The sequence below is a fragment of the Chitinophaga sp. Ak27 genome (assembly GCF_012726295.1).
Taxonomy (GTDB): Bacteria; Bacteroidota; Bacteroidia; order Chitinophagales; family Chitinophagaceae; genus Chitinophaga.
The window spans coordinates 384,483-393,871 of record NZ_JABAOB010000008.1; the positions used below are offsets into that span (position 1 = coordinate 384,483).

The window sequence follows — 9,389 nt, forward strand, 5'->3', positions numbered from 1 at the left end:
ATCGGCAGCTTTACGATCACAAAAAATGCCAGGTCACATGTCTGCCCTCATTGCTGAAATTAATCACCTGCATCATACTTTTAACCAACACAAAGTGCTGGAAGATCTTAACCTGCAAATTCCCGCCGGTAGCGTATATGGCATACTAGGTCCCAACGGCGCCGGGAAAACCACTACCTTGTTTCTTTTACTGGGATTGCTCCGGCTGCAGGCAGGCCGTATCCGTATCTTCGATAAGGATATTGCCACCCACCGGGTAGCTATCCTGCAACAGGTAGGATCCCTGATTGAGCAGCCCTCGCTGTATGGGCATTTGACGGGGAGGGAAAATCTTGACATTTTCCGGCGCTGTTATCACTGCCATAAGGAAAGAATAAGGGATGTGCTGCAACAGGTGGAGTTGACGGAAGCCGCTCATCAGTTAGTAAAGACTTATTCACTGGGTATGAAACAACGGTTGGCCATTGCCATAGCCCTGCTGTCAGATCCTGCCTTGCTGATCCTGGATGAACCTACAAATGGCCTGGATCCCGCCGGTATCATCGCCATGCGCAGCCTGGTGAAAACATTGAATGAGGAACAGGGGAAAACCATCATTTTATCCAGCCACCTGCTGGGAGAAGTGGAGAAAATGGCCACCCAGGTGGCTATCATCCGGAAAGGCCGGTTATTGTACGAAGGAGTTCCGCATATCGGGCAGCAAAGCCTGGAAGAGTTATTTATACAGCTGACCGCTGCGCCCTTGTTGTGAAAAAACAAGAATACTTTGTATTTTGACGGAGTGACAACTATTGCCACCTAAGCAGCGAGAACTATGAATATGAAATTTATCCGCAAGTGGGCGCCGGCAGCAGGGCTGGCGCTGTTAACCGCTTCTACGGTGCTGGCGCAGCAAAAAACGGCCGCTACTCCAAACATCGTATTTATATTGGCCGATGATATGGGCTATGGAGATTTGAGTGTCTATGGGCAACAAAAATTCAGTACCCCGCATATCGATCAGCTAGCAAAACAAGGCATGCGCTTTACCCAATTTTATGCAGGCACGTCGGTATGTGCGCCTTCCCGTGCCTCGTTGATTACCGGCCTGCATACCGGGCATACCTATATCCGTGGTAACAAAGAAATACAGCCCGAAGGGCAACAGCCTATAGCCGATACCGTTGTAACGGTAATGGAAGTATTGAAACAGGCAGGATATACTACCGGTATTTTCGGTAAATGGGGACTAGGCCCGGTGGGTTCTTCCGGCGATCCGTTGAAACATGGTACAGACCGGTTTTATGGCTACAACTGTCAACGGCAATCGCACCGTTATTTTCCTACCCACCTCTGGGATAATGAGCAGAAAGTGATGCTGGAAGAAAATGGGCAGCTGGCACAAATGAAAACCTATGCTCCAGACCTTATACAGGCCCAGGCACTTCGCTTCCTGGAAGATCACCAGCATCAGCCGTTTTTCCTTTATCTCACCTATACTTTACCACATGCAGAACTGCAAGTACCGGATGACAGCCTTTTCCGGCATTTTAAGGGGAGATATGCTGAAAAGCCCTATAAAGGCAACGATTACGGTCCCGGAGCTACCGTACCGGGTTATGCTTCCCAGCAATATCCGCATGCTACCTTTGCTACCATGGTTACCCGCCTGGATAATTACGTAGGCCAGGTAATGGAGCGATTAAAGGCATTGGGTCTGGATAAAAACACCCTCGTTATTTTCACCAGCGATAACGGTCCGCATACCGAAGGCGGCGCAGATCCTGCTTTTTTCAACAGTGCCGGCGGTTTGAGAGGCGTAAAGCGCGATTTGTATGAAGGAGGTATCCGGGAACCTTTTATTGCCCGCTGGCCAGGTAAAATAAAAGCCGGTAGTACTAATGGCTTCCAGGGCGCCTTCTGGGATATTATGCCTACACTGGCCCTGGTGGCCAAGGCGCCTGCTGTACCGGTCACAGATGGGGTATCTTTATTGCCCACGCTTACAGGTGGCAAGGGACAGCAACAACACAACTATCTCTATTGGGAATTTCATGAAGATGGTGGACGGCAAGCCGTTCGCCAGGGTAATTGGAAGGCGGTACGCCAAAAGGCGCAACAGCATCCCGATGGCGGGGTGGAGCTATACGACTTATCTAAAGACCCGGGAGAAAAAAATAATATAGCCGCCCGTTACCCCGATATTACGGCGAAAATGGCGGCTATAATGAAAGAGGCGCATGTGGAAACGGCCTTATATCCTTTCTGGCGTCCTTAGCTTTTATCCACCAGTCGATTCATTTGTTCGGAATAGCGGTCGCCGGTATTAGGATATTTCCGAAGCAGTGCTTCCAGGTTTTCCAGGTCCGCGGCCGTTAACTGTACATCTACCGCGCCGGCATTGTCGAGCAGGTATTTTCTTCTCTTGGTACCCGGAATAGGGATAATATTATCGCCCTGCGCCAGTACCCAGGCGATCGCTAACTGCGCTGCTGTACAGTTTTTGCCGGCTGCCAGCTCTGCGAACCCGGCTGCCAGGTTACGGTTATTTTCTGCGTATTCCTCCTGGTAACGGGGCAGCAATTTCCTGAAATCATCATCTGCCAGTTTGCTCACATCCAGGTCGGCGCTTACCAGGCCGCGGGCCAGGGGGCTGAAGGGGACGAAGGTAATGCCCAGCTCTTTACAGGTAGGGAGTATGTCTTTTTCCACACCCCTGGTGAGGAGGGAATATTCACTTTGTAAGGCACTGATAGGATGTACCGCATATGCTTTGCGCAACGTATTGGCAGAGGCTTCTGATAGTCCCAGGTAACGTACCTTTCCTTCTTTTACCAGCTCGGCCATAGCGCCTACCATCTCTTCCACAGGCACATTTGGATCGATACGATGGGCATAGTACAAATCGATAACATCGGTTTGCAGGCGCTTTAAGCTGGCTTCCACGGCTTTTCTCATATAGGCCGGCGAACCGTTAAATCCACTCACGCTTGTATTGGCGTCGAATGCAAATCCAAACTTGGTAGCGATAAAAACTTTATCCCGGTTGGGTTTTAGGACCTTTGCAATCAGCTCTTCATTTGCTCCTTCGCCGTATACATCGGCCGTATCCCAGAAATTGATGCCAATTTCAATGGCTTTTTCGAGGGTGGCAATCGACTCTGCATCATCGGGCACGCCGTAAGCATGACTCATACCCATACAACCCAGTCCAATGGCAGACAGCTTTACGTCTGTAGTTCCTAGTGTTCTGTACTTCATAAGATGTTTTTCCTTTATGAATAATGATCTGATATAGCAAAAATAGGCAAGTGTGGAGGAATGAAATTGTAAAACCAACAGTAATACTTGTAGTTTTCAAAGCAGATATCTCTCCCGGGTCTTTTTTAAAGGTACGTATTATTCGTAATTTTATCTCACTTATGATGGCACCGCAAAATCAACGACAGCTCACTATTCCCAATGGGATCACTACCATTACAGACTGGCTTTGTGACGAAATCAGGCTAACCCACACCATCAGCCATTTCGATAAACCAGGCGGGTTTGATGCCAGCAACGACCGGGATGTGGTACGGCTCCACTTCGGGCTGAAAGGCGATTACGCATTTGCCTACCGGCAACTCAACCGCTCTTTCGACCTGGTGGGCGGCCATCATAATATCATGTACTCCAACGGGCTGGATATGACTGTGATGCCTAAAGCTTCTACCATAGAAACGTTTGGTATTGATTTTCCCCGGGAGCTGTTTATTTCCTTTACCCAAAATGGTAATGACCACCTGCAACGGTTTTGTGAACAGGTATTGGCCGGCAACAGCGTGCTGCTGTCGGAAAGCTGGGGCGGCATCGACGCCGGTATCCAGCAGGTAATCGGACAAATACTGAACTGCCGTTATACAGATCAGCTAAAGAAATTATTCCTGTTATCGAAAAGTATTGAATTGCTGGTGCTTTCTGCGGAAGCCTATAATTACGGGATAGATAAAAAGAATGGCATCATTAAAAATAAAACGGATAAAGAGAAGATCATCGCGGTGCGCGACCTGATCAACGAACGCCTGAGCAATCCCCCGGGATTGAGTGAAATAGCACAGCTGGTAGGGCTGAATGAATACAAACTAAAACGTGGCTTCAAGGAAACATTCAACACTACGGTATTTGAATACCTCACGGGGCAACGTTTGCAGCTGGCCAATCAATATCTCCTTGATACCGAAAAAACATCCGCTGAAATAGCCTATGAGCTGGGTTATGCCAGTCCCCAGCATTTCAATAATGCATTCAAGAAAAGATTTGGCGTTACTCCCAATTCGGTTAGAATTAATCCGTAAAATGCAATCCTTCAAAACCAAGACCTCCTAATATTGTATCAACAAAAACACATTATTATGGATAAGCAATTGCAATTATCGGAATCCATCCACATTAACGCACCTGCTTCCCGTGTATGGGAAGCCATCACTAATAAGGCGTTGATTAAAGAATATTTTTTTGGAACAGATGTGGACAGTAACTGGCAAACCGGCAGCCCTGTTACCTGGTCGGGCGAATGGGATGGAAAACGTTATGAAGAAAAAGGTGTAGTGCTGGAGGTGGAAAAAGAGAAAAAGCTGTCATACAGCTACCTGAGCACCGGGAAAGAAGATGTACCGGATAATTACGCTGTTATTGTATATGAGCTTGCCGCCAATGGCCACAATGATACCCGGTTCACCGTTTCCCAGGCAAACTTCGAAAACCAGGAAACCTGTGATCATTCCCGGGAAAACTGGAAAAATATCCTGGCAGGGTTGAAGTCAGTCGCGGAAAGGAAATAAGGCGCTGCCGGGCGGTTTCGGGAGCTATTGTAAAGGAAACCTGCTGGTTTTGTGATTTGGCAATACCAGGGTAATTGGTCAACTTTGTAATATGAAAACGCCCACAATGATTTCCCGCTTCCTGTTTTCCGCGCTGTTACTACTGGGTAGCGCGCATGTTTTGGCGCAGCAATATGTACCGGTAGACGAAGGATCCAAGGTGAAGTTCACCATTGTGAATCACCTTATTTTCAGCAGTACGGTAACAGGTTATTTTACCGGCTTAAAGGGTAACATACATTTTGATCCGGATAGGCTGAAAGAAACGGCTATAGAAGCAACGGTGGCGGTGAATACAATTAATACGGGCATCGGAAAACGCGACCGGGACCTGATGGCGGAGAAATATTTTAATACCGCTAAATTCCCGGTAATAAAGCTGGTATCGACGTCCGTTACCGCGGCGGGGAAACCTAACACTTACCAGTTTACCGGCGCCTTAACCATTAAAGGAATTACTAAAACCATCAGCTTCCCGTTTACCACCACTATGACGGCAGGCAGCTGCCAGTTCAATGGTCAGTTTGTGATTAACCGCAAAGATTTCCAGGTAGGCCCGGATAATGCCATTGATGATAAGCTGACGGTTATATTGAACGTACAGGCAAAAAAACAATAACCGTTCCGGTACCTGCCCGCAGATACCGGTAACGGTTATACGCTAAGCCTTACAATTTCTGTGTAAAGTGGTGGGCAGAGATATAAAATCCCTGGCGATGATACAAGCGATGCGCCGGAAACAGCCCGTGACCGGAATCGAGTTGTACGCCCTGTAACCCTTCCTTTTTAGCCAGCTCCTTTACATGATCCAGCAGCTTCGCTGCATAGCCCCGGCCCTGGTAGGCAGGCAGACAGGCCAGATCATCTATATAAATCGTTTTACCGCTGAATAATTTATGCATGTGACGGAAGCCTGCAAAGGCCACTATTTTGGAAGCATCTTCCGGGTCGGTGATATAAATAATGTGGTAATCTTCCTGTTGCATATCCCGCAGCTGTGCCAGCAGGTTTTCTTTCTGCAGGTGTGGACGCAGGAACAAAATCACGTCGCTGCAGGCCAGTAATTCGGCATCTGTTTGGGCAGTTTTTATAATCGGCGTCATCGTGTTTTGATTTTATTGACCCGGTACCCGGTGGGTGGAAATGCCAATGCGGTTCCAGGCATTGATGATATTGATAGCCATGATCAGCTCAGAAGTACCTTTTAGGCCGAATTCCTTTAACGCTTGCTGGTAGGTGTTTTCCGTAAGTCCTTCGCGGCTGATAAACGTGATTTCCTCCGTCATAGCCAGGATAATTCTTTCCGCCGGGGTGAACTGCGGCGATTCCTTCCAGGCGCTAAGCAGGTATAAACGCTGTTCGGTTTCGCCGGCTTTACGGGCATCCTGTGTATGTTGGTTAATGCAAAAGGCGCAGCCATTCAGCTGGGAGGCCCTCACACGGATCATTTCCTGGTGAAGAGGGGATATGCCGGTACCTGACAGGTATTTTTCCAACCCCAGCATAGCGGTATACGCTGCGGGATCTATCTCTTTCATTAAAAAACGTTCTTTCATCATCGTTAAAAATTATAGTGTAAAATTAGCGATGGCTGGAGTATCTTAGTAGTCCACTTAACAATCGACAGGTAGTCCAGATGCTTCCTTTTAAAACGCTCATTCGAATAGATAAGTCACTGAAATTGCCGGTGTACCAGCAAATTGCCAACCGGCTGATAGGGCTGATACAGGAAGGTATTTTGAAGCCGGGATCTTTTCTGCCGGGTAGCCGGGTGCTGGCCTTACAGCTGGACCTGCACCGCAAAACGGTGATTGCGGCTTATGAAGAACTGATCAGCCAGGACTGGCTGGAGCCGGTGCCTCGTAAAGGCATGATGGTGGCTACCAACTTGCCGGTGATCCGGCCCCGCAGTTTCCGGAAGGTATTGCAACCCTATGGCGAAGCCACCGCTTTCTCCTTTCATACGCCACCGGCAGCGCCGGTGATGGCGCCCTATCCCGATGCCAGCATGCCGCTGGTGATCAACGATGGCTTCCCCGATGTACGCCTGGCCCCTCTGACCGATTGGGTACGGGAATGCCGCTCGGTGATAGAAAGCGCCCGCTATCATAAACTGCTGATGTATGGCGAAGCAGCGGGTACTACTGCCTTACGGAAGGAAATGGTGAAGTATCTCAGCGATACCCGCGGTCTCAATATTACCGCCGATCATGTGATGATTACCCGTGGCGCGCAAATGGCCATTTACCTGGCGGCCGCCATGATCATCAAACCAGGCGACTATGTGATTGTGGGCAGTCCGAATTACTTTTTCGCGGATCTTTGCTTTGAGCAGCTGGGAGCGCGTTTGCTGAGAGTGCCGGTAGATGAAGAAGGAATCGATGTAGATGCTATTGAAATGCTGTGCAGTCAGAAGAAGATCCGGATGTTGTACCTGATCACGCATCACCATCATCCTACCACGGTAACGCTGAGTGCCGCGCGTAGAATGAAGCTGTTGGAAATTATCCGTAAATATAAATTGCCGGTAATTGAAGACGATTACGATTATGACTTCCACTACAGCTCAGCACCCATATTACCGCTGGCCAGCGCCGATCATGGCGGCAACGTCATATATATCGGTTCTTTTACCAAGTCGCTGGGCTTATCCATCCGTATTGGTTTTATGATAGCCCCGGCTAGTTTTATTGCCGCCTCGGCGGAGTTGCGCCGGCTGATGGACCTGCGGGGCGATAACCTGGCAGAGCAGGCGCTGGCCAACCTGCTGGCCGATGGCACCATAGCCAGGCATCTGAAAAAATCCAATAAAATATACCGGGAGCGGCGCGACCTGCTCTGTGAATTACTACAGCAACGATTAGGACAGCAAGTCACTTTTACACCGCCTGCCGGCGGAATGGCCATCTGGTTGCGCTTCTCTTCCAACATATCCTTAATTAAACTGGCGGAAAACGCCCGTAGTAAAGGGCTACGCATGTCGTCGGGAGAGCAGTATCATTATGGTGGCAAATCCGTTAACGGGCTGCGTTTTGGCTTTGCCTCCCTTAATAATAAGGAGCTGAGGGCAGCGGTAGCCATCCTGGAAGGTATTTTGGATACGGCTTCCTAAAACCGGCTACTGGTCATAGAATTGCCGGCTCCTATTAAGCCGCAGGTCTTTCAGGATGCCTGCCTTGGCAGCAATGGTAAAGCTGAACTGCCGGAAGGTGCCAAATGGAATAAGGTTGATAGATAAGTTAAAATCGTGCAGGTCGCGCGAGATATACATATTTGTATAGGCGATCTGCATATTGGTAAAGTCAAAACCACTGTTCAAACCTATCTTCCATTTTGGCGTAAGACTAAAATCCCCGTTGAAACTAATATATTGGGTAATTCTCTTTACTACACCTCCGGAATCCGGAATAATAGTATTCGTATAGGCAAGGCTATAGGAGAGGTCTATACGCCACGGAATATCAAAATCCACGTACTCGCCGGGATTAGCACGCACCATGGCCAGTTGCCGCTGTTGCGCGGCAAACGCTGCATCCTTGCTTTGCGCATTTTGAATAGAGTCCATCGTTTGTGTTTTGGCGTTTCCTTTTTTGTCCTTCGATTGGAAAGAGGTACTGAGGGAGATGCTGGCGTTGGTTAAACGACCCAGGCTGATCTTACCCTGCTGCCAGATGAGTTTATCGATCCGGCGGCCGCGGGCATCGGTCTGGTAAGGATCCAGGTTACCGCTGGCGGAAATATTCAGTTTATCAAACAGGTTAGTTCGGGCATAAATAGCGAACGTCGACAGCTTAAAGGAATCGGCCACCAGGTTGTAGTTGCCGTTGATACCGAAACCATCCAGTAATTTAATCTTCTTCTCATGGTTGCCGGTGGTGTCTTTCCGGGAAAATACCTTCATCTCCAGGTTGTTGTCTAACCCGAAGTTGATACCGCCAAAGGTTCCGGGAGATGGCACGCCAATGATCGCTCCATCGAAGTCAGACATCATGGTTTTATCTCCCTCCTTATTATACTGTACAAGGCGGTAATAGCTGCTGGATAAATCCGGGCGGTAGCTGGCACTCAGCGTAGGACGCATCACATGGCGGATAGCCTTCACCTTGGAATGCTTGGCAAACGTGTACATACCATACAGGGCGGTCGACAACGACATGCTGGCGCTTACATCGCGCGCGGTGAAAAAGCCAGCCTGGTAAGTGGTATCCAGGGCGCCCTTGTCGCCCGTTCCCAGGTTCGGCTTGTTGGGATTCCAGTTACGGATAAATTTCTTGGTGTACCAGTATTCCGAATAGTTAATTCCCGGCGATAGGGTGAATGTTTTAAATACGGGGATGGAAAAAGAGATAGGCACGCTATGCTGCATACCTGTTTGCATAGCATCCAGCATGGCCTGTTTACCAAATAGTGAATCCTTGAAGTTAGCCTGGTTGCGCAATACGCCATTATACGAAATCCCTATCTTCTCATACCACTTAGGCTTACCTACCATTTCTTTTGGCTGAAAAGGATAGATGGTATTTACGGTGAAAGTCGCGTCCGGGAAGGAAA

General features: G+C 48.7%; 10 protein-coding genes. 6 read left to right on the plus strand and 4 right to left on the minus strand.

The window, feature by feature from the left end; all coding sequences use genetic code 11:
* Positions 1 to 37 precede the first annotated feature (37 nt).
* Both HGH90_RS25495 and HGH90_RS25500 read left to right on the plus strand, forming a co-directional pair.
* A complete protein-coding gene (locus tag HGH90_RS25495) occupies positions 38 to 751 on the plus strand; it encodes an ABC transporter ATP-binding protein (protein ID WP_168766536.1) in 714 nt (237 codons plus the stop codon).
* Positions 752 to 814: 63 nt separating this feature from the next.
* Positions 815 to 2,257, plus strand: coding sequence for an arylsulfatase (locus HGH90_RS25500; protein WP_211093080.1), 1,443 nt, complete (start codon positions 815 to 817; stop codon positions 2,255 to 2,257).
* Here HGH90_RS25500 and HGH90_RS25505 read toward each other — a convergent pair.
* Positions 2,254 to 3,240, minus strand: coding sequence for an aldo/keto reductase (locus tag HGH90_RS25505; protein WP_169192162.1), 987 nt, complete (start codon positions 3,238 to 3,240; stop codon positions 2,254 to 2,256). The two genes, HGH90_RS25500 and HGH90_RS25505, sit on opposite strands and share 4 nt — an antisense overlap.
* 161 nt (positions 3,241 to 3,401) lie before the next feature.
* Between HGH90_RS25505 and HGH90_RS25510 the strand changes: the two genes are divergently transcribed.
* The 3 genes from HGH90_RS25510 to HGH90_RS25520 all read left to right on the plus strand — a co-directional run bounded on the left by HGH90_RS25510 (position 3,402) and on the right by HGH90_RS25520 (position 5,457).
* Positions 3,402 to 4,313: a helix-turn-helix domain-containing protein gene (locus HGH90_RS25510; RefSeq protein WP_168766538.1), complete on the plus strand. Its 912-nt coding sequence runs from the start codon at positions 3,402 to 3,404 to the stop codon at positions 4,311 to 4,313.
* A 57-nt stretch (positions 4,314 to 4,370) separates the two neighbouring features.
* The gene (locus HGH90_RS25515; RefSeq protein WP_169192163.1) at positions 4,371 to 4,799 is read left to right on the plus strand and encodes an SRPBCC domain-containing protein; all 429 of its coding nucleotides are present in this window, start codon (positions 4,371 to 4,373) and stop codon (positions 4,797 to 4,799) included.
* 91 nt (positions 4,800 to 4,890) lie between these two features.
* Positions 4,891 to 5,457 carry a YceI family protein gene (locus HGH90_RS25520; protein ID WP_169192164.1) on the plus strand — a complete coding sequence of 189 codons (567 nt, stop codon included), beginning with the start codon at positions 4,891 to 4,893 and terminating at the stop codon, positions 5,455 to 5,457.
* Between the two features lie 49 nt (positions 5,458 to 5,506).
* Here HGH90_RS25520 and HGH90_RS25525 read toward each other — a convergent pair whose 3' ends face one another.
* A complete protein-coding gene (locus HGH90_RS25525) occupies positions 5,507 to 5,941 on the minus strand; it encodes a GNAT family N-acetyltransferase (protein ID WP_169192165.1) in 435 nt (144 codons plus the stop codon).
* A gap of 12 nt (positions 5,942 to 5,953) precedes the next feature.
* Entirely contained in the window at positions 5,954 to 6,397 is a 444-nt protein-coding gene (locus HGH90_RS25530) for a carboxymuconolactone decarboxylase family protein (RefSeq protein ID WP_248277058.1), read from the minus strand.
* 77 nt (positions 6,398 to 6,474) lie between these two features.
* Between HGH90_RS25530 and HGH90_RS25535 the strand changes: the two genes are divergently transcribed.
* Positions 6,475 to 7,950: a PLP-dependent aminotransferase family protein gene (locus HGH90_RS25535; RefSeq protein ID WP_169192166.1), complete on the plus strand. Its 1,476-nt coding sequence runs from the start codon at positions 6,475 to 6,477 to the stop codon at positions 7,948 to 7,950.
* 6 nt (positions 7,951 to 7,956) lie between these two features.
* Here HGH90_RS25535 and HGH90_RS25540 read toward each other — a convergent pair.
* The coding region (locus HGH90_RS25540) for a putative LPS assembly protein LptD (protein ID WP_262888604.1) at positions 7,957 to 9,389 on the minus strand (1,433 nt) is incomplete at its 5' end.

Coding starts and splice junctions, on each gene's coding strand:
- HGH90_RS25525 (WP_169192165.1), bottom strand. CDS start 5,941: ATGACGCCGATTATAAAAACTGCCCAAACAGATGCCGAATTACTGGCC.
- HGH90_RS25510 (WP_168766538.1), top strand. CDS start 3,402: ATGATGGCACCGCAAAATCAACGACAGCTCACTATTCCCAATGGGATC.
- HGH90_RS25505 (WP_169192162.1), bottom strand. CDS start 3,240: ATGAAGTACAGAACACTAGGAACTACAGACGTAAAGCTGTCTGCCATT.
- HGH90_RS25520 (WP_169192164.1), top strand. CDS start 4,891: ATGAAAACGCCCACAATGATTTCCCGCTTCCTGTTTTCCGCGCTGTTA.
- HGH90_RS25530 (WP_248277058.1), bottom strand. CDS start 6,397: ATGATGAAAGAACGTTTTTTAATGAAAGAGATAGATCCCGCAGCGTAT.
- HGH90_RS25515 (WP_169192163.1), top strand. CDS start 4,371: ATGGATAAGCAATTGCAATTATCGGAATCCATCCACATTAACGCACCT.
- HGH90_RS25500 (WP_211093080.1), top strand. CDS start 815: ATGAATATGAAATTTATCCGCAAGTGGGCGCCGGCAGCAGGGCTGGCG.
- HGH90_RS25535 (WP_169192166.1), top strand. CDS start 6,475: ATGCTTCCTTTTAAAACGCTCATTCGAATAGATAAGTCACTGAAATTG.
- HGH90_RS25495 (WP_168766536.1), top strand. CDS start 38: ATGTCTGCCCTCATTGCTGAAATTAATCACCTGCATCATACTTTTAAC.